The sequence below is a fragment of the Terriglobia bacterium genome (assembly GCA_020073205.1).
Classification (GTDB): domain Bacteria; phylum Acidobacteriota; class Polarisedimenticolia; order Polarisedimenticolales; family JAIQFR01; genus JAIQFR01.
Genome location: JAIQFR010000066.1, coordinates 1 through 24,986, shown reverse-complemented (window position 1 = coordinate 24,986; position 24,986 = coordinate 1). Strand labels below are relative to the sequence as shown.

Genomic DNA, 24,986 nt, shown 5'->3' with positions numbered 1-24,986 from the left:
CGGGCGCGAGGGGCGCGGATCCGGGTGGTCTACTCGCCTCGCGACGCCCTGGATGCGGCGCGCGCCGATCCTTCGACCCGCGTGGTCTTCCTGGCGGTGGGATTCGAGACCACCGCGCCCACCATCGTCGCGGCGGTGGAGGAGGCCGAGCGGGAAGGCGTCCGCAACTTCACGATCCTGCCGGGGAACAAGACCGTTCCGCCGCCGCTCCGGGCGCTCGCGCGGGATCCTGGGGTCAGGGTGAGCGGCGTTCTCCTTCCCGGGCACGTCGCGGTGGTGACCGGATCCAGGGAGTTCGAGTTCCTGCCGGCGGAGTTCGGGGTGCCCGCCGCGGTCGTCGGGTTCACGCCGGCGGACGTCCTTCGCGGGGTCCTCGATCTCGTGGAGCAGCTCAGGGACGGCAGGGCGGAGGTCGCCAACCTGTACGGCCGCGTCGTGGCGCCCGAGGGCAACCCCCACGCCAGGGAACTCCTCGACAAGTTCTTCGAGCCGGTCGCCGCGTCGTGGCGGGGCCTCGGGACGATCCCCGCGTCGGGCCTCGCGCTGCGTCCGGCCTGGGCGCATCGGGACGCATCGCGGATCGAGGTCGAGCTGCCGGATCCGGTGGAGCCCGAGGGGTGTCGCTGCGGTGAGGTCCTGAAGGGAGCCATCGACCCGCCGGAGTGCCCGCTGTTCGCCCGGGAGTGCACCCCGGACACCCCGGTCGGAGCTTGCATGGTGTCCAGCGAGGGAACGTGCGCGGCGTGGCACCGGCACGATCGATTCGCGGCGGGGGCGGCGTCGTGAGCGGGTCCGACAGGATCCTCCTCGCCCACGGCTCGGGTGGGAGGCTGACCCAGGCGCTGGTGCGGGAGACGTTCCTGCCGGCGCTGGACAATCCGTTCCTGGCGACCCTGTCGGACAGCGCGGTCCTGCCGAAGCTGCCGCCGGGCCGCCCGGCGCTCACGACCGACGCGTTCGTCGTGGACCCTCCGGTCTTCCCCGGCGGCGACCTCGGATACCTCTCGGTGTGCGGCACCGTGAACGACCTCGCAGTCGCGGGAGCCCGCCCGCTCTGGCTGACGTTCGCGGTGATCCTCGAGGAAGGGCTCTCCGCCGACCTGCTCCTGACCTTCGTCCGCGGAGCGGCGCGCGCCGCAGCGGAAGCCGGCGTCCAGATCGTGGCGGGCGACACGAAGGTGGTCCCCGAGGGAAAGGGCGACCGGATGTACGCGGTGACGGCCGGACTGGGGGTCGTACCGGAGGGCCGCGACCTCGGCGACCGTCGGATCCGGCCGGGCGACGCGGTGCTGATCTCGGGGAGCCTCGGCGACCACGGAGCGACGATCATGGCGTCGCGCCACGCGATGGGCGGTCCCGGGCTCCGCTCCGATTGCGCGCCCCTGGCGTCGCTGGCCGAGGGGCTGCTCTCGTCCGGCGCCGACGTGCGGTCCATGCACGACCCGACGCGCGGCGGGGTCGCCGTGACCTTGAACGAGGTGGCGGGGAGGGCGGGGGTAAGCATCGTGCTCGACGAGTCGTGCCTCCCGATCCGCCCGGAGGTGGCCGCGATCGCCGAGATCCTCGGACTCGACCCCCTTTACCTCGCGTCCGAGGGGCGCCTCCTGGCGTGGGTTCCGGCGGGGGACAGGGAGCGCGCGCTCGAGGCGCTCCGCTCCCATCCGCTCGGGCGCGGCGCGGCGCGGATCGGCGTCGTGAAAGAGGCCCGGGAGGGCGCCGTCCCCGTGCTGCTGCGTACGAGGGTGGGCGGCGAGCGCCCCGTGGATCTCCTCTCGGGGGCGGACTTGCCCCGGATCTGCTGAGAGAGCGGAGGAGGAGGGACGTGCCGATCTACGAGTTCTACTGCCGCGATTGCCACACGGTGTTCAGCTTCCTCGCACGGAGCCCGGCCGCCACGAAGCGGCCGGCCTGCCCCCGCTGCAAGCGGCCCGATCTCCCGCGAAAGCCGTCCGCCTTCGCGATCTCCTCCGGGCGCAAGGACAGCGAGGGGGACGCCGGCGATGGGCTGCCCGACTTCGACGAGTCGAAGCTCGAGCGGGCCATGGCGTCCATGGCGGGCGAGATGGAGAGCCTGGATGAAAGCGACCCGCGGCAGGCGGCCCGCATCGCCCGGCGGCTCTACGAAGCAGCGGGGATCCCGGTGACGGGCGGCATGGAGGAGGCGATCCGGCGCATGGAGGCAGGCGAGGCCCCGGAATCGATCGAGGCGGAGATGGGAGACGTCCTGGAGGAGGACCCCTTCTCGAACGCTCCGGGCAAGCGCCTCGCCGGACTACGCCGCAAGACGCTCCCTCCCACCGTGGATACGACGCTCTACGAGCTGTGATCCGCGCTCGCGGGCTTCGCGCCGACGAGCGCCGCCCGTCCCGCCTCGAAGGCGCAGAGGTTGAGCTCCCGGAGCTTCGCCGGGACCAGAGCGCCGATCGCCTCCTGAAAGACCTCTTCAGGAACGTCGAGGTGGCGCGAGAGCGCTCCGATCAGCACCAGGTTCACCACCCGGACGTTGCCGAGGCCCGAGGCGATCTCGAGGGCGGGGACCAGGTCGAGCCGGGGGAACGCGGACCGCAAATCTCCATCGAGGTCCGCCGGCCACTCGGACTGCCCGGTGGTGACCGTGATCGGGCGGATCTCCTGGTCGTTCACCACCGCGACGCCCCCCGGCCTGAGCTCATGAGCGAACCTGAGCGCCTCGACCTTCTCGAACGCGACGAGAACGTCCGACGCACCGGTCGCGATCAGCGGCGAGTGGACGCGGTCGCCGATCCGGACCTGGCCGACGACGCTGCCGCCGCGCTGGGCCATTCCGTGGACCTCGCTCTTCTTCACGTCCTTTCCCGAGAGGAGGGCCATCCGGCACAGGATCTCGCCGGCCAGCAGGATGCCTTGCCCGCCGACGCCCACGAGGAAGACGTTCAGGATCTCGCTCATGACCGCACCCTCGGGTGAATGGCGTCGAGGCGGCAGACCTGCACGCAGAGGCCGCAGCCCACGCAAAGGACGTCGTTGATCCGGACCTTGTCCTTGCCCGTCGCCGCAGCCACCTCCTCGGTCATCTCCATCGCCGGGCAGCCGAGGCGGAGGCAGACGCCGCACCCCGTGCACTTGTCCACCTCGATCTCGTAGCGCTCCTCGAACTTCACCTTCGCCCCGAGGATGCACGGCCTGCGGCAGACGACCACGGAGGGCTCGGGGGCGTCCAGCTCCTCCTTGAGGGCCTGGTAGGTCGCTTCGAGGTCGTACGGGTCCACGACGCGAACCCTCCGCACGCCGAGCCCTCGCGCCACCTCCTCGATCCTCGCCTCGGCGGTCTCCTCGCCCATCAGCGTCCTGCCCGTGCCCGGGTGCTGCTGGTGACCCGTCATCGCGGTGGTGCGGTTGTCCAGGACCACCACGGTGCCGCGGCTCCGGTTGTAGACCATGTTGAGCAGACCCGTGATCCCCGAATGGAAGAACGTGCTGTCGCCGATCACCGCGGCGATCCGCCCCCTCTGTCCGGCCTTTTCGAGACCGTGCGCGTTGGTGACGCTGGCGCCCATGCACACGATGGTGTCCATCGCGTCGAGGGGCGCGAACGCGCCCAGCGAGTAGCAGCCGATGTCGCCCGTCACCAGCGCCCGAAGCCGGTGGAGCGCGTGGAACACCCCCCGGTGCGAGCAGCCGGGACAGAGGACCGGCGGTCTCGCGGGGAGTCCCGACGCGGGAACGGGCCGGCGCCGCGGCTCTCTTCCCTCGACCTCGGCCGCGAGGTCGGCGAGCCGGTCCGGGCCGAGCTCTCCGATCCGGAGCGATTCGCGCGGCTTCTCCACGCGGATCCCCATCGCGAGGAGCTGCTCCTCGAGGAACGGATCGCCCTCCTCCACCACGTAGAGCCGGTCGACGGTCGAGGCGAACTCCCGCACCTTGCGCTCGGGAAGGGGATGCGTCATCCCGAGCTTCAGGAAGGACGCGTCGGGGAAGGCCTCCCTCGCGTACGCGTAGCCGATCCCCGAGGTCACGATCCCGACCCGGCTCCCGCGCTCGACCCTCTCAAGCGGGCTCGTCTCCGCGTACTCGGCCAGGCGGCGGAGCTTGTCCTCGAGGCGGGTCCTCATCACTCGCGCGAACATCGGGACGGGGATGTTCCTCGTGATGTCCTTCTTGTACCGACGCTCGCCGCGGGGCCTGCGGTCGAGCCGGCCGAGCTCCACGACCCCGGAGGAGTGGGAGACTCGGGTCGTGGTCCTGACCAGGACCGGGACCTCGAACTCCTCCGAGAGGTCGAGCGCGACCCGGACCATGTCGTAGCAGTCCTGGCTGTCGGACGGCTCGAGCAGCGGCATCTTGCCGAAACGGGCGATGTTGCGGTTGTCCTGCTCGTTCTGCGAGCTGTGCATGCCGGGATCGTCCGCGGTGACCACCACCATCCCCCCGTTGGCGCCGATGTACGCGAAGGTCATCAGCGGGTCGAGGGCGACGTTGAGCCCGACGTGCTTCATGGCGGTGAGGCAGCGGGCGCCGGCGAAGGAGGCCCCGATGACGACCTCCATCCCGACCTTCTCGTTGACCGCCCACTCGCAGTAGATCTCCTTGAACTTCGCGACGTTCTCGAGGATCTCGGTGCTCGGGGTGCCGGGGTAGGCGGAGGCCAGCTCGACGCCGCCCGCCCACGCCGCGTGGGCGATCGCCTCGTTGCCGGACAGGATCTTCCTGCTTTCGCTGAGGTTCGTCATGAGGGTCCCTTCATCGGTGGGCCCACTCGGCTCCGGATGGGGGGTGGAGCGCATCGTAGCACCGGCGCGGGTCAGCCGAACAGGGGCGGGGATTCGGGCGAGGCCCGGGAACTCCGATCGTCATTCCGCCCGCAGCGCGTCGCATGGTTCGAGGGCCGCGGCGCGGCGGGCGGGGAGGACGCCGCTCAGGAGCCCCACCGCGATGCTGGCCGCGAGCGCGGCCGCGACGAACCGGAGCGGGGTCACGACCGGCAGACCGGGCACCGCCCACCTCAGCAGGCGCGCGATGCCCAGCCCGGCGGCGACGCCGAGGAGACCGCCCGAGAGAGACAGGGCCGAGGCCTCCAGGAGGAACAGTGTCAGGATCTGACCCGGCTCGGCGCCGAGAGCCTTGACGAGACCGATCTCGAGCGTTCGCTCGTTCACGGTGATCCACATCATGGTCAGGATCCCGATCGAGCCGACGAGGAGGGAGATCGCCCCGATCCCCGCGACGGCGAAGCCGACGATCCCGATCACCCGGCCGAGGACGTCGAGCATCTCGGTCTGCGTGACGATGGTGAAGTCCTCCTCCCCGCCGTGGCGCCCCATCAGGGCCCTTCGGATCCCGGCGACCACGGGCGTCGCGTCCATGCGGCTCGAGAACAGGACGTCGATCTCGACGAGGTCGTCCCGGTTGAAGAGGCGCTGGGCCGAGGCCACCGGGACGTACGCGGTGTCGTCCAAGTCGAAGTTGAGGAAGCGCCCCTTCGGCTCCATCACGCCGATGACTACGAAGCGCCGGCCGCCGATCCTCACGTGCTCGCCCAGAGCGTTGGTCTCGCCGAAGATCTCCCGCTTCAACGTCGGCCCGAGGACCGCCACCGAAGCCGCCCGGGACGGATCTCCGGCCGGGAGGAATCGTCCCTGCCGTATCCGGAACTTCCACACGTCCGGGACGTCCGGAGTCACCCCGTACACGAACACGCTCCGCCCTCTCTCCCTCGCCTCGACCCGCGCCATACCCATGGAGAGCGCCACGTACTTCTCGACGCCGCGAACGCGGAGGAGCGCTTGGGCGTCGTCCAGGGTCAGCTTGCGGACGGTGCCCACCACCGAGCCGGGGATTCCCGTAGTCTTGATCTTACCCGGCTGGATCGCGAGCGTGTTCGCCCCGAACTGGGTGAACTCGGAGACGATGTACGACCGCGCGCCCTCCCCGATCGACGTGAGGAGGATGACCGAGGCGATGCCGATCAGGATCCCGAGCATGGTGAGCCCCGACCGGAGCCGGTGAGCGGCGATCGAGCCCCACGCGAGGCGCAGGACGTCCCCGGGCGCCACCGTCACCTCCCGGCCAGCGCGGCCACCGGATCGAGCCGCGACGCCCGCCGCGCGGGGAGCGCTCCGAACACGGTCCCGACCAGGAGCGAGACCGCGACGGCCCCCGCGACCGCCCACTCGGGAGGCGTCAGGAGAAAGGCGGGGTAGAGCGCCATGAGGAGGCGATTGCCGGCAAATCCCGCGGCGAGGCCGACCGCTCCGCCCGAGCCCGAGATCAGCGCGGCCTCCGCGAGGAAGGCGCGCAAGATCTGTCCCTCCGTCGCTCCCAGGGCCTTCAGGAGCCCCACCTCTCGGGTCCGCTCGCTGACCGACACGAGCATCACGTTCATGATCCCGATGCCGGCGACCGAGAGGGAGATCGCCGCGATCCCCGCGAGCGCCGCCGTCAAGACCCACAGGATTCGCCCGAACGTGGCGAGAACGGCGTCCTGGGTGAACACGGTCACGTCCTCGATCCCGTCGTGGCGCTCTTTGAGGACGCGGAGGACCTCCCCCTTGGCCTCCTCGATCCGGTCATGGGACGAGATCTCGAGCAGCGCCCGGAAGAGCCCCCGCCGGTTGAACAACTTCATCACGGGCACCACGGGGACGTGGACGGCCTCGTCGAGGTCGATGCCGAGCGAGGTCCCGCGCGGCACCATGACCCCGATCACCCGGTAGCGCTCGTCGCCGATCCGGAGCAGCTCCCCCAGCGGATTTCGCTCGGGGTAGAGCTCCCGCTGGACCTTGGCTCCGAGGACGCACACCCGGGGCGCGCGGGACGCCTCGACGTCCGGTAGGTAGCGGCCCACCCCGATCCTCAGGTGGCGGACTCCGAGCATCTCCCGGGTGGTGCCGACCACCGTGATCTCGCGGCTCCGCTCCCCCGCGCGCGCGGTGGCCGTTCCCACCGAGAGCGGCGCGACCCGTCGCACCAGCGGGATCCGGCGGGGGAGCGCCTCCACGTCCTCGAGCGTCAGCTCGTGGACCGTTCCGCCGAGGATCGGCGCGACCCCGGTGGTCTCGGTCTTCCCCGGAACGAGGATCAGGAGATTGCTCCCGAGCGAGGCGAACTCGCCGGTCACGTAGAGCCTCGCCCCCTCGCCGAGGCTGGTGAGGACCGTGACGGCCGCGACGCCGATCGCGACGCCCAGCAGCGAGAGGCCGGTCCTCAATCGGTGGCCCAGGAGGGCGCCGCCCGCGAACCGGAGGAGGTCGCCGAGGCCCAAGCTCGACTCCTATCGCGGGGCCTTGGCCCTGGCCTCGATCTCGGCCAGGAGCGCAGGCGACACCTCGTAACCCAGGCGCCGGGCCTCTCGGGCGTCGCCCAGCGCCCCGGCGAAGTCCCCCACGAGCGCCTTCGCGCGCGCGAGCTCGAAGCGGTACCTCCCGTCGGCCGGCTTCAACCGAACGGCTTCGGAAAGGTGCGCCAGTCCCTCCGCGGGCCGGCCGGCCCCGACGAGGGCGCTGCCGAGGCCGAGGCTCGCCTCCGCGAATTCGGGCTTCGAGCGAAGGGCGGCGGAGAACTCGCCGATCGCGGCGTCCCACTTCCCCTGGCGGAGCCGGATCACCGCGAGGCTGTAGTGCGCCTCCGGAAACTCCGGAAGGAGCCTCAGCGCCTCGCCGTATCGGGCGACCGCTTCGTCCGTCCTCCCGAGGTCGGCCAGCGCCAACCCGAAGTTGTACTGCGCCTTCGCGGCCCGGGGGTTCAGGCGGAGCGACTCCTCGATCGGAGCGATCGCCTCCCGGGCCTTGCCCTGCTCGAGGAGCGCGCCGCCCAGGCTGCTCCAGGACGCGGCGAGGCCCGGATCGATGCGCACTGCTTCGCGATAGTGGGCGATGGCCTGGTCGACGTCGCCCCGCCGCGCCAGGGCGGCTCCCAGGTTGTATTGGGCGTGGGCGTTGTTCGAGGTGATCGCAAGCGTCCTCTCGAAGAGGACGATGCTGTCCCTGAAGTACCGGGTCTCGACTCGCGCCGCTCCGCCGAGCGCGAGCATCGCGGCGACAGCGGAGACGGCCAGCGCGGGCGTCCGCGCTCGACTCGGGATGCGCTCGGCGAGGTCCGCCGCTCCCCACACCACGATCAGGAACAGGCCGACCAGCGGGAGGTAGGTGTACCGGTTCGCGATGGACTGGAGCCCGACCTGGACGAGGCCGATCACGGGCACGAGGGTACCGAGGTACCAGAACCAGCCGACCGGCAGGTACGGGAGCCGGCGACCGAACCGGATCGCGAGGGCCGTCGCGGCCAAGATCGCCGCCGCCGAGCCGAGCACCTCAGAGGGCGGGATGCCCGCGTCCGGGTAGGGGTAGAGCACCGCGAGGTCGGTCGGCACCACCATCAGGCCGGCGTACCGGACGTACGCAAGGAGGGCGTTGGCGAGTCGGGCCGGGAACGGCAGGCTCTCGAGGAAGGTCACGGCACCCGCCGCCAGCTGGACCTGGTAGGTGATGACGCAAGACAGCGCCGCCAGCGCGAGGAGCGGCGCCTTCTCCCGGAGGCGGGGAACGAGCGCTCGCGCGAGCGTGGTTCCCTTCCCGGTCGGCCCCATCCTCCCGAGGGGCCAGTCGTCGAGGAGGACGAGGACGAACGGGAGCGTGACCACCATCGGCTTCGACATCAGCGCCAGGGCGTAGAGCCCGACGACCAGCGCGTAGCGACCGCGCCCGCGCTCACGGGTCCAACCGACGTACGCCAGCGCAGCGAGGAGCGCGAAGAACGCGCTCAGGACGTCCTTGCGCTCGGCCACCCAGGCCACCGACTCGACGTGGAGGGGGTGGACCGCGAACAGGCCCGCGACGGCCGCGCTCCGCCACGTGCGCCCGGTGGCGCGGTCGAGGAGGAGCAGCAAGAGGACCGCGTTGGCGGCGTGGAGGAGGAGGCTCGTGAGATGGTGGCCCCACGGGTCGAGGCCGTACATCGCGCAATCGACCATGTGGGAGATCCAGGTGAGGGGATGCCAGTTGGCCGAGTGCCAGCGCGTGAACGCCCAGACGAGGCCTTCCGCGGTCAGCCCCCTCTCTACCACCGGGTTGTTCGTGACGTAGTCGGCGTCGTCGTACGAGTCGATGAACCCGTTGCCGAGAGAGGGGAGGTAGACCGCGAACGTCGCCGCCGCAAGGAGCACCGCGGCCAGGAGCGTCGCGCGCCACCCGCGGATCTCGAGGCTCACGGCGCCGATCCCGGGGCCGTCCCGTCCCCCGCTTCGACCGCGCCGTCGGCGAGACGGACCTGGCGGCTCGCCCGGCGGCCGATGGAAGGATCGTGGGACACGACGATGAGGGTGAGCCCCCCCGCGTTCATGCGCTCGAGGAGACCGACCACCTCGGCCCCCGAGACGGTGTCGAGGTTTCCCGTGGGCTCGTCGGCGAGGAGGATCGAAGGGCCCATCACCACGGCCCGCGCGATCGCGACCCGCTGCCGCTCCCCTCCGGAGAGCTGGTCGGGGCGGTGATGGGCGCGCCCGGAAAGCCCCACCGATCGGAGCGCTTCATCGACGCGCCGCGCGCGCAGGGAGCGGTCGACCCCCGCGAACATCATGGGAAGCTCGACGTTCGAGGCGGCGGTCATCCGCGGCACGAGGTGGAACGCCTGGAACACGAAGCCGATCTTGTGCCGGCGGACCCTCGACAGCGCCCGCTCGTCGAGCTTCGCGACTTCCTGCCCGTCTAGGACGTACGAGCCGGCGGTCGGCCGGTCGAGGCAGCCGAGGACGTTCAGAAGGGTGGACTTCCCGGAGCCGGAAGGACCCATGACCGAAACGTACGCGCCCGCGGCGATCTCGAGATCCACGTCGCGGAGGGCGTGCACCGGGCGCCCGCCAACGTGGTACACCCGCGATACTCCGCGGAGGCCGATCACTTGAGGGTCTCGCCCGCGATCCTCACCTCTGCTCCCTCCCGGATCTCCGCCCGGTCCAGGGAGACCGCGACCGCCTCGCCCGGGGCGAGCCCCTCGCGGATCTCGACGAACTCCCAGTTCCTGAGGCCCGTCCTAACCTTCAGCGCGACGAGCCGGCCGTCCCGAACCGAGAGCACTCTTCCCCCCTCGATGAGCGCGTAGCTCGGAATGCGGAGCACCGGGTCCCGCGCGTCGAGGACGACCTCCACGTCCGCGGAAGTGCCGGGCAGCAGCGTCCTCGAGAACGCCGCGTCGTCGAACTCCGCCTCGATCTCGAACGTCCGGTTCTGCTCCTGAACGTCGAGCACGTACGGGGCGACCCGCGTCACGCGCCCCGGGAGCGAGCGCCCCGGGAAGGCGTCCATCGTGATGCGCACCGGCCGGCCCGCCCGCACCCGGGCGACGTCCACCTCGTCCATGGGAGCGCTGACGTAGATCGCGTCGGTATCGATGACCTCGAGCACCGGGGGGATCGGGAGGCCCGGTGGGGAGGGGGTGATCCACTCGCCGATTTCCGTCTTGAGGTCCGCCACGACGCCGTCGAACGGGGCCCTCAACACGGTCTTGTCGAGAGCGGCTCGAGCGGCGTCGAGGACCGCCGCGGCTTGCCGGACCCGTGCGGCGGCGGCGTCCCGCGCCGCAGCGGCCACGTCCCGCCCGCTCTCGTACTGGTCGACCACCTCCCGCGAGACCACGAGGTCGCGCGCCAGCCGGTTGTAGCGGTCGAGCTCCCGCTCCGCCTGCTCGGCGCTCCGCGCGGCCTGGCGCTCGTCGGCCCGGGCGGCGTCGAGGGCCCGCCCCTGCTGCGCCACCTGCGCCTCGACGTCCGCGTGGGCCAGCACGACCAGGACCTGCCCGGTCCGGACCCGGTCCCCCTTCTTCACCGGGAGCTTCGCGACGCGTCCTCCCACCTCGGTGCTCAAGGTCGCGCGTCGCCGGGACTGGATCGTTCCGGCCCTGCTGTTCGTGACGGTCTCCTCCACGCGCCCCGGCGCCACGCGGAACACGGTGACCGGGATCGGCGCCGTCCGGAACACCGTGAAGCGGAGCGCCACCGCGGCGCCTAGGAGCAGGGCGAAGACGAGGATCCGTTGCGTCCAGCTGCGTCGCATGCGCGGGATGTTACAGGAGAAACGCTGGCTCCGGTCCGCCTCCGGCTAGCGGCGGCCTCCGCGTGCCGGGGCCTTCGGGGCCTTCTTGGCGTGACAGGCCTTGTAGAGGACCACCTCGCGCCCGCCCTTCCGGTGCTCGGCGTGGTCCATCAGCTCGTGCATGAGGAAGATCCCACGGCCGTGGGGAAGCTCGAGGCGCTCGGCGGAGCGGGGATCGGGGACGGCGGCTGGATCGAAACCCCTCCCCTGGTCGCGAATGGCGAGGAGGATCCCGTCCTCGGGATCGCCGTAGCATCGCAGGAGGACCATCTTGTCGGGCCGGCCCTCGTTGCCGTGGATGATCGCGTTGGCCAGCGCCTCCCGCACGGCGATCTCGACGTCGGCGACGTCCGACGCGATGCACCCCGCCTCCCGCGCCACCTTCATCACCTTCGCGACCGCGAAGTTGATGGAATCGCGGGTGCTCGGCAGCAACGCGCGGAAGCGGAGGACGAGCCTGCGTCGGTCGAGCCTCGGGGGGACCTTCCCCTGCCTCGATCGGGCCAGTGAGCTCGGCGGTTTCGCCAACGATCCTCCCCGGGCCGGGCCGAAGCACAGCCCCGCCGTCCCCGGAACAGGATAACTTCCGATACGGCCGCTGACGAGCCGGGTTTCACCCGGGCGTCAGGCATCCATCGTGAAACGGGTCCCGGCGAGGGCGTAGAGCGGGCGCCAGACGACCCGGTTGACCGTGATGACGATCGCCGCCATGACGACCGTCGAGCCGAGGAGCATCGCGTAGTTCCCGGCGTCGGTGGCCTGGCTGATCGTGGCGCCCAGGCCGGTCGTCGAGAGGATCTTCCCCCTGAAATGGAAGTACTCCGCCACGATGCTCGCGTTCCAGGCGCCGCCCGAGGCCGTCACGAGGCCCGTGATCAGGTGGGGGAAGATCCCCGGCAGCACCAGCAGCCGCCAACGCTGGATCCGGCCGAAGCGGAACGTGAGGGCGGCCTCCTCGAGATCGGTCGGGATAGCGCTGGCCCCGGCGATCACGTTGAACAGGACGTACCACTGGGTTCCGAGGAGCATGAGCAGGATCGACCCGATGCCGAGCCCGCCGCCCGCGCGGACGAGCGCCAGGAGCAGCACCGGGAAGAGCGCGGTGGCCGGCACCGAGGCGGCGATCTGCGCGAGCGGCTGGGCGACGCGCGCGAGCCTCGGGCTCGATCCGACGGCCACCCCGACCGGGACCGTCCAGAGCGCGCCGAGGAGGAGGGCGGCGTTCACCCTCAGGAAGGTCGCCCCGGCGCCCCGGAGGATCGTGAGCGCGTCCGGCCCCTTGAGCGTGAGCAACGTCGCGACCGCCCTCACCGCGGCCCACGCCACGATCGCCAGGAGGACGGCCGCGAGAACGCGGACGGTCCAGATCCGGAGCGGACCCGGCGGCGCAGGGCGCTCCGGCCGGGCCGCGCGGCGAGCGAGTCGAAGCGAGAGGCGGCCCCTGAGGGGCGCGAGGAACGTCCGGGAGAGGAGCGGGACGAGGCGCGAGCGGCGCAAGAGATCCAATACGGCGGAGTGCTTGACCTCGGCCGCCTCCACCTGCTCGAGCTTGAACTTCTCGGCCCAGGCCAGCACCGGGCGCCAGGCGAGCTGGTCGAGGAGCACGATCGCGCCCACCATCGCGGCGAGCCCCCAGAGGATCCCGCGAAGGTCGCCGGCGCCCGCCGCGGTCTCAAGATAGGAGCCGAGCCCGGGGAGGCGGAAGTCCCGATGCCCCAGCACGAACATCTCGCAGGCCATCAGGAAGAACCACCCACCGGCCACCGACATCATCGAGTTCCAGACCAGTCCCCGCGCGGAACAGGGCATCTCGAGCCGGACGAACCGCTGCCAGGCGCCGAACCGGCACGCCGAGGCGACTTCCCGGAGGTCCTCCGGCATGCCCTTGATCGATGCGTAGAAGCTGAACGCCATGTTCCACACCTGTCCGGTGAAGATCAGCAGGATCGCGCCCAGCTCCACGCCGAGCTGGCGGTGCGGCGAGAGCGCCACCATCGCCAGCATGACGCCGGGGAGGAAGCTCAGGACCGGGATCGACTGCAGCACGTCGAGCAGCGGGATGAGGATCCTCTCCGCACCGCGATGGTACGCGGCCACGTACCCGTAGCCGACGGCGAAGACGAGGCTCAGGGCGTACGCCGCGCCGATCCTCAGGAGGGAGTACGCGGTGTAGAGCGGTAGCGCCCTGGGGCTCGTGGAGAGCGGGGGAGCCGGGGTGAACGGGCCGAGCCAGGCGCGCCCCGCCGAGAGGATGCCCCAGAACACGGCGAGTCCGAGACCCAGGATCAGCACGTCGGTCGCGATCGAGCCGGCTCGATGCGGGACGAGGGGGCGCGAGAGCGGCCGCGTGCTCACGGCTCCGTCAGGATGAGGCGGCCGGAGCCCGCGTCGTAGTCGAAGATCTCGGCGTAGCGCCCCCACAGGATCGCGGTGTCGAGCTGCCTTCGGGCGTCGTCCGCGCCGAGGTGCTCGTCGAGGAGGTCGTGGAAGAAGTCGCCGGGCAGCGCGCGATCCGTCTTCGCGCGCAGCGCGTGCTCCATCTGCCGGAGGATCGGGACGCGTAGGAGCGCGGACTCCCGGAACAGCCGCTTCCGGCCGAGGATCTCCGCCTCGGCGAACGCCCGGCCGTCGGGGGTGACCTCCACGTCTCCCTCGTGCACGGTGAGGAACCCGAGCAGCGCCGCCGCGTCCACGATCGGGAGGAGGTCGTCGACCTCGAGGATCAGTTCGTCCGCCAGGTGGTAGAGGTCGTCGCGCCCGTCGCGGTCGGCCAGGATCTCGAGGAGCCCGGCGATCCCCCCGGGGCGGGCGTGGGGTATCGGGAGATAGCGGGCGGGAGCGGGCGCGACGCCGGAAGGGAGAGGCGCCGCCGCGGCGGCCTCTTCCTTGGGCCGAGTGAGGACCTTGTACACGTGGTCGATCAGCTCGAGGAACCTCGGCGATTGGCGGTCCCGCGGGTGGGGGAGGGCCACCTCGAAGTCGGAGCGGATCCGCGCGGGCTTCCCGCCGAGGATCACGATCCGGTCGGCCAGGAACACCGCCTCCTCGATGTTGTGGGTCACCATCAGGATCGCCCGGGTCGGGATCCGCTTGCTCGTCCACAGCTCGAGCAGCTCCCCCCGCAGGTTCCCGGCGGTGAGCACGTCGAGCGCCGAGAACGGCTCGTCCATGAACAGCACTTCCGGCTCCACGACCAGCGCGCGCGCGAACCCGACCCGCTGCCGCATCCCGCCCGACAGCTCCTTCGGATACGCGGTCTCGAACCCGTCGAGCCCGACCACGTCGAGGATCCGGATCGCCCGCTTGCGGCGCTCGACGGGGGCGATCCCCCGCGCCTCGAGCGGTGCCTCGACGTTCGCGAGGACCGTGAGCCACGGGAACAGCGCGAAGCTCTGGAACACGATGGAGACGTTCGGCCGCTCGCCGCTCATCGGCCGGCCGTGCCAAAGCACGGCGCCCGCCGAGGGCGTCGAGAGCCCAGAGAGCATCCTCAGGAGCGTGGACTTGCCGCACCCTGAGGCGCCCAGGAGCGCGACGATGCCTCCCGCCCGGATCTCGAGATCGGTGGGGGCGACGACCGTGAACTTCCGGCCCCCGGGCTGGACGTAGGACTTCTCGACACCCCGCGCTTCGACGATCGGCTCGGCCGGCGGCAACGCCCCGCGCCCCCCTCGCCTAGGACTTCCGCAGGAGGCCGTCCACCTTGGCGGCGCAGATGAAGTCGTTCAGGGAGAGCCCGCCGATGGCGTGAGTGCTGTAGCGCACGCGGCAGAGGTTGTACCCCACCTCGAGGTCCGGGTGATGGTCTTCCCCGTGGGAGACCCACGCGATGGCGTTCACGAACGCCATGGTCTCGTAGTAGTTCCGGAAGTTGAACAGCTTCACGATCTCCTTGCCGGACGGCTCGATGGACCAGTGGTCGAGGTCCACGAGCAGCGCGCGGGCGGTGTCGAGGCCGAGCGGCTCGACCCCTCCCTCGCAGGGCTTGCAGTGCTTGGTCTGAAGGTCGCTCATGGCTCACCTCTCCCGGGGCGATCTCCCGGGTTCGACCGTCGATTATCCCCGGATCGGCCCGCCGGCGCGAGCCGGCCGTCGACGTAGAATGTGCGCCGGAGTCCGGCGACACGTCGTCGGCTCCACCGAGGCATCCATGGCGCGAGCCGCCGAGGGCCTGACCCTCGCGATCCTCCTCGGGGCCGCGAGCGCGCTCCCGTCCCGCGCGGCGGTGGAGAGGACCGCCGGCGTCCTAGCCTCCGTCGAGACCGCGAGCTTCGACTGGGCCATCGCGGGGAACGGCGTGAACGTCCTCTCGGAGCTCACCTGGAGCAACCTCAGGATCCTGGCGATCGGTGCCCGGGGCGAATTCGTGTTAAGGCGGCATCTCGTGCTGATGGCCGATCTCACGGTCGGTCGGATCGAGAGCGGCGACAACCGAGACTCCGACTACGCCGGGAGCGATCGCACCCTCCTGTACTCGCGATCGAACAACGACGGAGGCGGCGACGGCCTCTTCGAGGGGGAGTTCGACGCGGGCTACCGCCTGGATCTCCGCCAGCGAGCCTTCGGTCGTTCGATCAGCGTCATCCCCTTCTTCGGGTACGCCTACCGGAGGACGAAGTTCCGAATGACCGACGGCAACCAGACCGTGTCGAGACCCGATCTCGTGTCGCCACCCGACGCGCCGCCGCCCGTCGGACCTTTCCCCGGCCTCGACAGCACCTATGACGCGCGCTGGCAGGGTCCCGCGATCGGCGTCGAGGCGCGCTGGGCCGTGGGGGAGCGGCACGATCTCTCCTTGAGGCTCGTCTACCGACTGGAAGCCTATCGCGCCACGGCGAACTGGAATCTGAGGGACGACTTCGCCCACCCCACGAGCTTCCATCAGGAAACCACCGGTGGCGGACTCACCGTCACCGGCCGGTTCGGCGTCATGAACCGTCCGAGGACCAAGATCTCGGTGGCGCTCGAGTACGTGGACTGGACCGGGAGCGGAGGGACCGATACGACCTATCTCGCCACCGGAGAGATCGAGGTCGGCCCCCTCAACTCCGTCAATTGGAGCGCGCTCACGTTCTCGGTCGGGGCGGAATTCGGCTTCTGAGCGCCGGGAGGTGGGCGGCGCCGGAACGCCGCGAGGAGATAGAACCGGTCCGGGTACGCGTGGTGGAAGACGCGCTCGGCGCCGAGGCTCCGGGCCAGATCGACCGTCCACGGATCCCCGGTCCCCGGCGCCTCGCGCGGCCGCACGTACTCCCGACGGAACTCCTGCGACGCGAGGATCGCGTCCTCCTCGGGCGACCACGGCACGAGGTGGAGGTTCTCCGGCGGCCGGCGGGGATCTCCCTCCGCGGCGAACACGATGACGATGATCTCGGGACGCCGGTCGAGGACGTACGCGGGGTCGTAACGCTTTTCGAGGAACGTCCCCGGGCTCTTCGCGATGTGCCGGTCCGTCAGGCCGGTGATGTCCAGGATTCGCAGGTCGTCGCACAGATAGCCCACGATACCGATGTCCATGAGCGCCACCGTGTCGCCCGGCTTCGCCGCGCCACCGTGGAGCCAGCGAGCCAGCGCGACGTGGCCTTCGTCGTAGCCGCGCGCGCGCACCGTGACGATCCGGTCGAACGCCGCGCGTGCGCCGGACTCCGTCCACGCAGCGACCGGGAGCAGGGCGAGCAGCAGGGTGGGTGCGAGCCAGGTCGGCCTCCCGATCCAGCGCGCCGCGAGCCCGGTCCACGACATCGCGACCACGGCGGCCAGGAGTGGAAGGACCGGCGCGACGAGCCGCCAGCCGAGCATCCAGTCCGGTCCGGTCACGAGGGGGAGGAGGGCGCCGGCCACCGCCGTGCAGGCCACGGGGAGCACCGCCCGGCGGCGCAACCCGCCGAGCCAGAAGCCCGCCGCGGCAGCCGCGATCCCAAGGAAGCCGAGGAACGGGGACAGCGCTCCCTGTCGAACGTACTCCCACGAGGTCACGGAGCCGACCCCGCCTGCCTTGGCGTAGTAGGTGTTCGGGAGCCACTCCCCATCGTAGGCGAGCCATCGAAACGCGAGCTGTCCGGCCGCGGCGAGGGCGACCAGGAGGACGTCCGCGATCAGCGGCCCGAGGCGTCTCGCGACCTCCCGCGGGGCGCCGAGGCCGTCCCGCGCCGCGCCGCGCCACGCCGAAGCACCCTGCGCGGCCGCGTAGACCGCGAACAGCGCCGCCCCTTCCGGCCGGGTCAGCGCGGCCGCCGCGAACGCCACGCCGGCTCCGCGCCAGCGCCCGTCGCTCGCCGACAGCGTTCCGAGAAGGACGCCGAGAGTCAGGAGCGACGAGTAGAACGCGGTCTCGAGGCCGCTCACGCTGTTGAGGGCGAAGGACGGCGCCACCGCCAGGAGTCCCGCCGCCAGCGGGCCGGCCACGAAGATGCTCCTCGGCCCCCGCTCCGCATCGGGGGAGAGACGCCGGCAGAGCAGGTAGGAAAACACGAGGCACGCGCCACCGCACAGGAGGCCCAGCCCCTTCGCGAACGGCGCCACGGCCGAGACACCGCCCAGCGCGTAAACCGGCGCCATCACGAGCATCCAGAGGAGGTTCGAGTACCCCTCCACGTGCTCGCCGGGGTTGAAGTACGGTCCCCGTCCGGTCGCGAGGAACCGGCTGTACCGGAACGTGATGTACGCGTCGTCGTTGGCGTACGGTAGGAAGTGCACCGCGTGCGCGACGAACAGCGCGACGCCCGCGACGAGCAGGATCAGGGGAAGGCGCGACCCCTTCATGGCACCGGGCGCCCGACGTAGCCCAGCGAGCGCAGTCGCTCGAGCGCCTCGCGGTCCCCCTCGCCCTCGCCGAACGGCCGATCCCGGTAGGGGTGCATCGCGTCGAGGAGCCCGAGGAGGCGGCTCGCGTCGCTCCGGGCATCGGGAAGGAGGTTCCGGAGCTCCCCGGGGTCGTCCGAGAGCCGGAAGAGCTCGCTCCGCTCCCGGAAGCTCCGGCGGTCGATCAGCTTGAGGACGCCGTCGGTGACGCAGTAGAGCCGGCCGTCGAGCGGCCTCGCCCTCAGCACGTCCGCGTTGAGGTCGAACTCGTTCAGCTGCTCCGCGTAAGCGATTCGCGGCTCGTCCGGCTCCCCGCGGATCAACCGGCGGAGGCTCCGCGCGCTCGACCGGCCGGGCCGGTCGATGCCGAGCCCTTCGAGCACCGTCGGAAAGATGTCGATGGTGCGGACGACCGCGGCGACCGTCTTCCCCCGGGGCTCTCCGGGGAGCCGCACGACCAGGGGAACGTGGATCTGCTCCTGGTAGAGCAGCTGGTGGCCCGGCCAGCCGTGATCCCCGAGCCCCTCGCCGTGGTCGGCGACCACCACGATCATCGTGTCCTCGTAGCGGCCGGCTGTCTTCAGCGCGTCGAGGATCCTCCCGAGCTGGATATCGACGAAGTGGACCTCGGCGTCGTAGAGCGCCCGCATGGAGGCGAGCGGTCCGGGCCCGTCGGGTGGGAATTGCCGGAGGACCTCCTCCGGCGGGCGCAGGTAGGCATCGTGAGGGTCGAAGAAGTGGACCCACGCGAAGAAAGGCCCGCGTTCGTTTCCGAGCCAGTCCAGGACCCGGTCGGCGGTGTCGTCGGACCGGCGCTGGTTCGGCGCGAGGGCCCACAGCCACGGGCCGTCCTTCCGCGGCTGGACCAGGATCGAACCGACCGGCGCCTTGAGGCCGTTGTCCCACAGGTCGAATCCGCGCTGGAAGCCGAAGAACTCCGAGACCGTGAACGCGCTCAGGAACGCCGCGGTCCGCCATCCTCTCTCTCCGAGGACGGTCGCGAGCGTGGGCACCGCCTCGGGGAGCCGGTAGCCGGAGGGAGCGTAGATGACCCTTAGCCCGTGCTGGAACGGGTACAACCCGGTGAGGATCGACGCGTGGGACTGCGGCGTCGAGCCGGAAGCGGAGTAGGCCGCGTCGAACCTCACACCGTCCGCGGCCAACGCGTCCAGATTCGGCGTCAATTCCTTGCGGCCGCCGTAGCAGCCGAGGCGATCGAGGCGCGTCGTGTCGAGGGTGACGAGGAGAACGTTCGGGCGGGCCTCCGCGGGGCGCGTCGCGCAGCCCGACGGCGCGAGGACCGCCGCGACGACCGCGCCCGCCACCAAGACCGCTCCCGCTCCGCGCCGCAAGAAGCCCTCGTCCCTCGGTTCGATCGCGCCGCGGCGGACTAGCCCCGGGCGCGCTCCCGCCTCACGGCCTCCTTGAGCCGCTGGATGTGCCCGCGGCCCATCCCCTTCACCTCGCACCCCAGCTCGAAGTAGCGCCTGATCCTGTCGTCGTCCAGGACGCAGAAGCAGTCCACGACCGCGCAGGGCTTGCCGACGGCGGCGACCACCTTCTCGGGGACGAGGTCGAGGTACGGAGCGTGCCTCACCGCGAGGACGATCGCGTCCATCCCCTTCATGGCCTTCAGAAGGTCCTTCTCGATCCTTAGCTCCTTCAGCCGGTCCTGCCGGTGGAAGAAGCGCGCGCGGCTCTGTCCCGGGCCCGGGTAGGAGTCCTGCGACTCGAACTCCCACCAGTGATCCACGTACGGGTCGTGCACGCGGATCTCGGCGCCCATCTCCACGAGCCGGCGGGCGATGATCTCCGAGCCGCTGTACCGGGTGTCGCCGACGTCCTCGCGGTAGGCGGCGCCGAGGAGCAGCACCCCGGCGGAGGCGATGGGGCGCCCCAGGTTCCTGAGGGCGTCGCGGACCAGCTCGGCGGCGTGCAGCGCGCGGGTGTCGTTGACGTCGATGGCCAGCGGGGTGAGACGGAAGAGGTCGTCCTCCCACCCGTGGATGTGCCGGTAGGCCCAGACGCCGAGCCCGCCGTCCTTCGGCAGGCAGTATCCCCCGATGCCCGGCCCGGGAAAGATGATGTTGGAATGGGTCGGACGGACCTTGATCGCCTCGATGACCTTCTTGAGGTCGACGCCGTTGCGCTCCGAAAAGAGCGACCACTCGTCGAGGAACGCGAGGATCGTGGCGCGGTAGCTGTTCTCCACGATCTTGGCGGTCTCCGACTCGATGGGGCGATCGAGGACGGTGAGCGGGAAGCGGTCGGTGTGCAGGACCTCGGTCAGGAACTTCCGCACCTTGCGCTTGGCCCGCTCGTTCACCCCGCTGCACACCCGCCAGAAGTCCCGGATCGACCGGACGTAATCCCGGCCCGGCATCACCCGCTCGTAGCTGTGCGCGAGCAGCGGGTCCTTCTTGATCCCGCGCCGCTCGAAGACCTTCTTCATGATCGGGTAGGCGATCTGCTCCGTCGTGCCCGGGGCGACCGTGGTTTCGATCAGGACCAGGGCGTCGGGGGGGATCCTCTCCGCGATGACCGCCATCGATTCCTCGAGGGCCTCCATGTCCGCGGACCCCGTGCGGCAGTTCCCCAGCGCGGTCTTGAGGTAGTCGCACTGGACGTCCACGACCACCACGTCCGCCAGGGCCAGCGCGTCGTAGGTGAAGGTGGCGACCAGCGTCTTCTTCTCGTGGACGCAGCGGGCGATCAGCTCGTCCACCTCCGGGTCCTCGGACTTCACCGGAGAGACCCCGCGGTTCAGCAGGGGGATCTTCCAGTAGCTGCGGGGACTCGGCCTCTGCATCCCGATCACGAACTTCCCCGGCTTCCCCTTGCGGTCGGTGGAGTCGGCGATCACCGCGGCCATGACGGCTCCGACGAAGCCGACGCCCACCACGACCACGATCTCCCTACCGCCCTTCCGGTGCGCCGCCGCGAGGCGCTTCAGCCGGTCGAGCTCGGTCTTGTAGTCTTGGCGAGAGGGGAGCGGGAACTTCTCTCCGCTCGGGCTGACGGAGTACGCGCGCGTCGCCATGGGGGGCTCCTGTCCGTCCCGCGAACGGGCCGGGAGGGAGCGTCCCCCGAGCGGTCCCGAGACGGAGGCGGAATATACCCCGAATCGCGCCGGCCGGAGCTAGCGGGGCTCGTCCCCGAGGGAGAGGACGGCCGGCGCGAACCGCATTCCGAGGAACAGGACCGAGGCGGAGATCGCGACCGCGACGAACGTCGGGGCGAACCCGGTCTGAAGGTCGCTCCGGTCGGAGATCCAGCCGATGAGCGTCGGGGAGAACGCGTCGCCGAGCAGGTGGATCACGAACATGTTGACGGCGACGGCCGTCGCGCGCACGGACGCTCCGACCGAGTTGACGAGCGCCGCGTTCAGCGGCGCCGTGTTGAGCAGCAGGAAGAACTCCGCGAGGAGGATTCCGGCGTACATCGCGGCGCCTTCGGCGTGGATCGCGACGGCCATGGCGGGAAGCGCCAGGGTCATGCCCACCGCCGACACGAGGAAGTGCGCTCCCTTCGTGCGTCGCAGCAGGCGGTCGCCCAGCCAGCCTCCCGCGAGCGTGGCGACGAGGCCTGAGGCGAGCGTCATGCTCCCGAAGATCGTGTTCGCGGAGGCGAGGGGGACGCCCCTCACCCGCGAGAGGAACGTGGGCATCCAGACCTGGAGGCCGCCCACGGTGAACGTCATCATCGCCATGCCGAGGCTGCAGGTCCAGTACCCACCGTTCCGGAATAGGCCGAGCACGGTGGTGCGCTCGAGGCTCTCGGGGATCCGGTCGGCGCTCCCGCGCGCGGGCTCCGGGATCAGGAGGATCCCGAGGGCCAGGAGGAAGCCGGGAGCCGCGGCGACGTAGAACGGGCTCCGCCAGCCGAAGCGATGGCCGAGGACCCCGCCGATGAGGTACCCGCAGGCGGAGCCCACGGGAATCGCCAGGTAGAATACCGACAGCATCCGGCCGCGGCGGTGCTCCGGGAACATGTCCGAGAGGAACGCCGGCGCGATGGCCACGAAGGTCGCCTCGCCGACGCCGACGAGGGTGTGGCGGACGAGCAGCGTCTCAAAGTCGTGGGTCACGGCGGTCAGGAGCGTGAAGAGGCTCCAGACGACCGCGCCGCCGGCCATGATCAGCTTCCGCGGGTACCGGTCGGCGACGAATCCTGCGAACGGCGCCGTGATCATGTAGCTGAAGAAAAAGGCGGTGGTCAGGAACCCGAGCTGGGTGTCGGAGCAGTGGAACTCCCCCTTCACCATGTCCTGGATCGCGAAGAGGACGTTCCGGTCGATGTAGTTGAAGAAGTTGAGTCCCGTGAGAAGGACGAGCGCGGCGTACGGATCCGTCCTCGGCTTCATGCCCTGCGAACATACCACTCCGCGCGCTTCGGGGTAACATGCCGGCATGCCCAAGGCGTCGCTCCTGATCGTCGGATCGGAGATGCTCGACCCGGCGCGGCCGGACGGGAACGGCCCGCTGGCGCGGCAGCGGCTCGCGGAGCTGGGGATCCCGCTGTCGCAGGTTTCGAGAATCGAGGACCACGAGGACGCCATCGCCGCTGCCCTCCACGGGGCTCTCGAGACGTCGAACGTGGTGATCGCTTCCGGAGGGCTCGGCCCGACGGGGGACGACCTCACGCGGCAAGGAGTCGCACGGGCGCTCGGACGGGGCGTCTCGCTCGACGAGCCGTGGCTCGCCGAGCTGACCCGTCGCGTCGAGGCCCGCGGCCGTCCGCTGACCGACGCCGGGCGCCGGCAGGCGCTGATCATCGAGGGCGCGGAGCCGATCCCGAACCCGCGAGGGCTCGCGTGCGGCTCCTACATCGACGCCGGCGGAAAGGTGATCGCCCTGCTGCCGGGGGTGGTCCCCGAGTTCGCCGGGATGCTGGAGGAGTTCGTGCTGCCGCGTCTCGCGGCTCGGTTCCCCCAGCGTCCGGAGGTCCGCGTCGTTCGCGCCGTCCTGGCCGGGCTCCCCGAGGTCCACGTCGAGCCGGTGCTCGCGCCGTGGTACGAGAAGCCCGGCGTCGCCGTGTCCGTCCTGCCGATCCTCGGCGTTCTGCACGTCACGCTGACGCTGACCGACCCGCCAGCGGGGCCGCTCGGCCCGCTCGAGGACGAGGCGCGCCGGGCCCTCGCGAAGGGGCTCGCCGGACACCTCGTGAGCCTGGACGGGACCTCGCTCCCGCAGCGGATCGGCGAGCTCTTGGTCGCGAAGGGGTGGACGCTCGCCGCGGCGGAGTCGTGCAGCGGAGGGCGCGCCGCCCACAAGATCGTCTCGGTCCCCGGCGCGTCTCGCTACTTCCTGGGCGGCGTCACGGCTTACGCCGACGAGGCGAAGCGGGACCTGCTCGGTGTTCCCGCCGACCTGATCGCTCGCCACGGCGCGGTGAGCGAGGAGGTCGCGATCGCGATGGCGCGCGGGGCGAGGCGCCGGTTCGGCGCCTCCTGCGCGATCGCGATCACCGGAATTGCGGGGCCCGACGGCGGGACGCCGGCGAAGCCCGTCGGCCTCGTCCACGTCGCGGCCGGGACACCGGAGACTGAAACCGCACGGAGGATTCAGTTCCCGCTCGATCGCGCCTCGGTGATGGAGCTGTCGGCGAACTACGCGCTCTACGCGCTGTGGCAGCTCCTGGGCGGCCCGGCGGACGACGGCCTATCGCGCCCCTGAGGCGCCGCGTCGCGGCCGTGGAGAGGGGCGACGTCGAGGCGGGGTGGGCACCCACCGGTACCGTGCGAGGTCGAGCGTCCCGCTCGGCGAGAACACGACGCCCTCCGCCTCGAGCATCGCCCGCTGCAGGCCCGCGGGGATGTCGGGCAGCCGCTCGGTGGAGCAGCCTCCCGAGGCATTGACGACCCGCTGCCAGGGGACGTCCTCGGGACAGCCGTGCAGGGCCCAGCCCACCGCTCGAGGCGAGAGGCGATTCTCGATGAGGGTGGCGATCTGCCCGTAGGTCATGACCCGTCCGCGGGGTATGCGGCGCGCGATCGCGAAAACCGCCTCCCACGCGGCCGCCCGCCGGCCCCGGATGTCCCCGTGGACCCGCGCGGCGGTGGCGAGAAGCGCTCGGGGCGGTCGCGATCGGGTCATGGCTCGGCTGATGATAACCGCACCTTCGTCGCCGCGCCCTTTACGAGCCGCCGTGTTCGACGACCAGGGGACGAGGTGAGTCGGCCTGGACGTCGAAGGTGCGCTCAGCCTTCGCCAGTTCCTCCTGCCCCTGGGTGACCACGATCGAGTAGCGGAACCAACCGGACCCTAAGGTCCCCGCGGGGATCATGTCGCGCACCTGTTCACAGCGATCCTTCCCCGGCTGGAGGTCGATGGCCGGGAAATTCAGCTTGGTCTTTGCATCGCCGTGCAACGTGCGTTCGATGTGAAGCGATCCCTTCCCCTCCGCACCCCAGCACACGAGAGCCACGAGCGCAGTCGGCACATCGGCCCGTAACAGCTGGGCTTCTGTCAGAGCCACCGATCCCTGCGTGCGGGTCGCTTCGCCTCGGGCGAACGCCCCGTTCGTGGGTTGGAGCACCGCGATCGGCAGGATCGTGGTGCCGTTCCCGATCTCGGGCCACGTCACCTCCACGACCTCTGAGACGACCGTGTCGTTCACCTTGTTCCGCGCCACCGCGACGACCTCTTGGTGGCCGGCAGGAAAGCTCTCCGCGCTCTCGAAGACAACCGGGATTCCCGAGACGTTGGTACTGATCGCTCTCGTCACGATTTCGCGAGCAGTGTTACCCGAGACGATGGTTCCTCCGATCTCCCAGCTCCCTCCCTTCTCCGACGGAGAAGGGACCACGACTTGCACGAGCCCGACGAATGCGCCGTCGGAGAAGCCGGTCGGCACCACCGTCGCAGTGATCGCTCCCGATTCCTCCTTTTCCTCCTTGTGCGCCCCCGTGTACGCGGCAAGAAGCCGCGACGTTCGCCGAGCCGACTCGCTCTGGATCACCACCTTCCGCGGCACGTGAGCGGACAGTCGTTTCCCATGAACGCGCACCTGCACCGGCAGCGGGCGGTCCTCTGGAATCGCCGTAGGATCGAAGCTGATGATGTAAGTACAGGAGAGGTCGGTGAGGATGTCACCAGCCATCCGATCGGCGGGAATGCCGTT

22 protein-coding genes are annotated in these 24,986 nt (G+C 70.8%); 5 read left to right on the top strand and 17 right to left on the bottom strand.

The features are described from left to right. The 3 genes from hypD to LAO51_13780 form a co-directional block, all read left to right on the top strand. Positions 1 to 786, top strand: a 786-nt coding sequence (gene hypD, locus LAO51_13790) for a hydrogenase formation protein HypD (GenBank protein ID MBZ5639813.1), incomplete at its 5' end; no start/stop codon positions are given. Continuing rightward, positions 783 to 1,802, top strand: coding sequence for a hydrogenase expression/formation protein HypE (gene hypE / locus LAO51_13785; protein ID MBZ5639812.1), 1,020 nt, complete (start codon positions 783 to 785; stop codon positions 1,800 to 1,802). The genes hypD and hypE, both read left to right, overlap by 4 nt. Before the next feature lie 20 nt (positions 1,803 to 1,822). Beyond that, on the top strand, positions 1,823 to 2,326 hold the full coding sequence (locus tag LAO51_13780) for a zinc ribbon domain-containing protein (protein MBZ5639811.1): 504 nt from the start codon (positions 1,823 to 1,825) through the stop codon (positions 2,324 to 2,326). Here the strand turns inward: LAO51_13780 and LAO51_13775 are convergent. The 11 genes from LAO51_13775 to LAO51_13725 form a co-directional block, all read right to left on the bottom strand. Continuing rightward, positions 2,314 to 2,928, bottom strand: a complete 615-nt coding sequence (locus LAO51_13775) for an indolepyruvate oxidoreductase subunit beta (protein MBZ5639810.1) — start codon at positions 2,926 to 2,928, stop codon at positions 2,314 to 2,316. The two genes, LAO51_13780 and LAO51_13775, sit on opposite strands and share 13 nt — an antisense overlap. Continuing rightward, the gene (iorA, locus tag LAO51_13770; GenBank protein MBZ5639809.1) at positions 2,925 to 4,709 is read right to left on the bottom strand and encodes an indolepyruvate ferredoxin oxidoreductase subunit alpha; all 1,785 of its coding nucleotides are present in this window, start codon (positions 4,707 to 4,709) and stop codon (positions 2,925 to 2,927) included. The genes LAO51_13775 and iorA overlap by 4 nt, the downstream gene beginning before the upstream one ends. Before the next feature lie 120 nt (positions 4,710 to 4,829). After that, positions 4,830 to 5,960, bottom strand: coding sequence for an ABC transporter permease (locus tag LAO51_13765; protein ID MBZ5639808.1), 1,131 nt, complete (start codon positions 5,958 to 5,960; stop codon positions 4,830 to 4,832). 74 nt (positions 5,961 to 6,034) lie between these two features. Beyond that, a complete protein-coding gene (locus tag LAO51_13760; protein ID MBZ5639807.1) occupies positions 6,035 to 7,240 on the bottom strand; it encodes an ABC transporter permease in 1,206 nt (401 codons plus the stop codon). A 9-nt stretch (positions 7,241 to 7,249) separates the two neighbouring features. Further along, positions 7,250 to 9,184 (bottom strand): tetratricopeptide repeat protein, encoded by a 1,935-nt coding sequence (locus LAO51_13755; protein MBZ5639806.1) that lies wholly within the window; start codon positions 9,182 to 9,184, stop codon positions 7,250 to 7,252. Next, a complete protein-coding gene (locus LAO51_13750; protein ID MBZ5639805.1) occupies positions 9,181 to 9,873 on the bottom strand; it encodes an ABC transporter ATP-binding protein in 693 nt (230 codons plus the stop codon). Before LAO51_13750 ends, LAO51_13755 begins: the two co-directional genes overlap by 4 nt. Further along, entirely contained in the window at positions 9,870 to 11,024 is a 1,155-nt protein-coding gene (locus tag LAO51_13745; GenBank protein MBZ5639804.1) for an efflux RND transporter periplasmic adaptor subunit, read from the bottom strand. Before LAO51_13745 ends, LAO51_13750 begins: the two co-directional genes overlap by 4 nt. Before the next feature lie 45 nt (positions 11,025 to 11,069). Then, entirely contained in the window at positions 11,070 to 11,591 is a 522-nt protein-coding gene (locus LAO51_13740) for an ATP-binding protein (GenBank protein MBZ5639803.1), read from the bottom strand. Between the two features lie 96 nt (positions 11,592 to 11,687). Beyond that, the gene (locus tag LAO51_13735; GenBank protein MBZ5639802.1) at positions 11,688 to 13,418 is read right to left on the bottom strand and encodes an ABC transporter permease subunit; all 1,731 of its coding nucleotides are present in this window, start codon (positions 13,416 to 13,418) and stop codon (positions 11,688 to 11,690) included. Beyond that, entirely contained in the window at positions 13,415 to 14,719 is a 1,305-nt protein-coding gene (locus LAO51_13730) for a nitrate/sulfonate/bicarbonate ABC transporter ATP-binding protein (GenBank protein ID MBZ5639801.1), read from the bottom strand. The genes LAO51_13735 and LAO51_13730 overlap by 4 nt, the downstream gene beginning before the upstream one ends. 19 nt (positions 14,720 to 14,738) lie before the next feature. Further along, positions 14,739 to 15,077, bottom strand: a complete 339-nt coding sequence (locus tag LAO51_13725; GenBank protein MBZ5639800.1) for a 4a-hydroxytetrahydrobiopterin dehydratase — start codon at positions 15,075 to 15,077, stop codon at positions 14,739 to 14,741. Positions 15,078 to 15,213: 136 nt separating this feature from the next. Here LAO51_13725 and LAO51_13720 point away from each other — a divergent pair, with 136 nt between their 5' ends. Continuing rightward, entirely contained in the window at positions 15,214 to 16,164 is a 951-nt protein-coding gene (locus LAO51_13720; protein MBZ5639799.1) for a hypothetical protein, read from the top strand. On the opposite strand, the gene LAO51_13715 is transcribed toward LAO51_13720, so the two are convergent. The 4 genes from LAO51_13715 to LAO51_13700 form a co-directional block, all read right to left on the bottom strand. After that, entirely contained in the window at positions 16,071 to 17,825 is a 1,755-nt protein-coding gene (locus LAO51_13715) for a hypothetical protein (protein ID MBZ5639798.1), read from the bottom strand. The genes LAO51_13720 and LAO51_13715 overlap by 94 nt on opposite strands. After that, the gene (locus LAO51_13710; GenBank protein ID MBZ5639797.1) at positions 17,822 to 19,216 is read right to left on the bottom strand and encodes a sulfatase; all 1,395 of its coding nucleotides are present in this window, start codon (positions 19,214 to 19,216) and stop codon (positions 17,822 to 17,824) included. The genes LAO51_13715 and LAO51_13710 overlap by 4 nt, the downstream gene beginning before the upstream one ends. A 38-nt stretch (positions 19,217 to 19,254) precedes the next feature. Then, complete coding sequence (locus LAO51_13705) at positions 19,255 to 20,904, bottom strand: nucleotide sugar dehydrogenase (protein MBZ5639796.1); 1,650 nt, start codon at positions 20,902 to 20,904, stop codon at positions 19,255 to 19,257. A gap of 99 nt (positions 20,905 to 21,003) precedes the next feature. Next, on the bottom strand, positions 21,004 to 22,227 hold the full coding sequence (locus LAO51_13700) for an MFS transporter (GenBank protein ID MBZ5639795.1): 1,224 nt from the start codon (positions 22,225 to 22,227) through the stop codon (positions 21,004 to 21,006). A gap of 46 nt (positions 22,228 to 22,273) precedes the next feature. On the opposite strand from LAO51_13700, the gene LAO51_13695 reads away from it, so the two are divergent. Continuing rightward, positions 22,274 to 23,539, top strand: a complete 1,266-nt coding sequence (locus tag LAO51_13695) for a nicotinamide-nucleotide amidohydrolase family protein (protein ID MBZ5639794.1) — start codon at positions 22,274 to 22,276, stop codon at positions 23,537 to 23,539. Here LAO51_13695 and LAO51_13690 read toward each other — a convergent pair. Together LAO51_13690 and LAO51_13685 are read right to left on the bottom strand one after the other, a co-directional pair. Beyond that, the gene (locus LAO51_13690; GenBank protein MBZ5639793.1) at positions 23,525 to 23,959 is read right to left on the bottom strand and encodes an MGMT family protein; all 435 of its coding nucleotides are present in this window, start codon (positions 23,957 to 23,959) and stop codon (positions 23,525 to 23,527) included. The two genes, LAO51_13695 and LAO51_13690, sit on opposite strands and share 15 nt — an antisense overlap. Positions 23,960 to 23,999: 40 nt before the next feature. Beyond that, positions 24,000 to 24,986, bottom strand: a 987-nt coding sequence (locus tag LAO51_13685) for a hypothetical protein (protein MBZ5639792.1), incomplete at its 5' end; no start/stop codon positions are given.

Bases quoted from the DNA above. Each gene is read 5' to 3' on its own strand.
- LAO51_13775 (MBZ5639810.1), bottom strand. From the start codon at position 2,928: ATGAGCGAGATCCTGAACGTCTTCCTCGTGGGCGTCGGCGGGCAAGGC.
- iorA (MBZ5639809.1), bottom strand. From the start codon at position 4,709: ATGACGAACCTCAGCGAAAGCAGGAAGATCCTGTCCGGCAACGAGGCG.
- LAO51_13765 (MBZ5639808.1), bottom strand. From the start codon at position 5,960: ATGCTCGGGATCCTGATCGGCATCGCCTCGGTCATCCTCCTCACGTCG.
- LAO51_13745 (MBZ5639804.1), bottom strand. From the start codon at position 11,024: ATGCGACGCAGCTGGACGCAACGGATCCTCGTCTTCGCCCTGCTCCTA.
- LAO51_13725 (MBZ5639800.1), bottom strand. From the start codon at position 15,077: ATGAGCGACCTTCAGACCAAGCACTGCAAGCCCTGCGAGGGAGGGGTC.
- LAO51_13720 (MBZ5639799.1), top strand. From the start codon at position 15,214: ATGGCGCGAGCCGCCGAGGGCCTGACCCTCGCGATCCTCCTCGGGGCC.
- LAO51_13715 (MBZ5639798.1), bottom strand. From the start codon at position 17,825: ATGAAGGGGTCGCGCCTTCCCCTGATCCTGCTCGTCGCGGGCGTCGCG.
- LAO51_13705 (MBZ5639796.1), bottom strand. From the start codon at position 20,904: ATGGCGACGCGCGCGTACTCCGTCAGCCCGAGCGGAGAGAAGTTCCCG.
- LAO51_13700 (MBZ5639795.1), bottom strand. From the start codon at position 22,227: ATGAAGCCGAGGACGGATCCGTACGCCGCGCTCGTCCTTCTCACGGGA.
- LAO51_13695 (MBZ5639794.1), top strand. From the start codon at position 22,274: ATGCCCAAGGCGTCGCTCCTGATCGTCGGATCGGAGATGCTCGACCCG.
- LAO51_13690 (MBZ5639793.1), bottom strand. From the start codon at position 23,959: ATGACCCGATCGCGACCGCCCCGAGCGCTTCTCGCCACCGCCGCGCGG.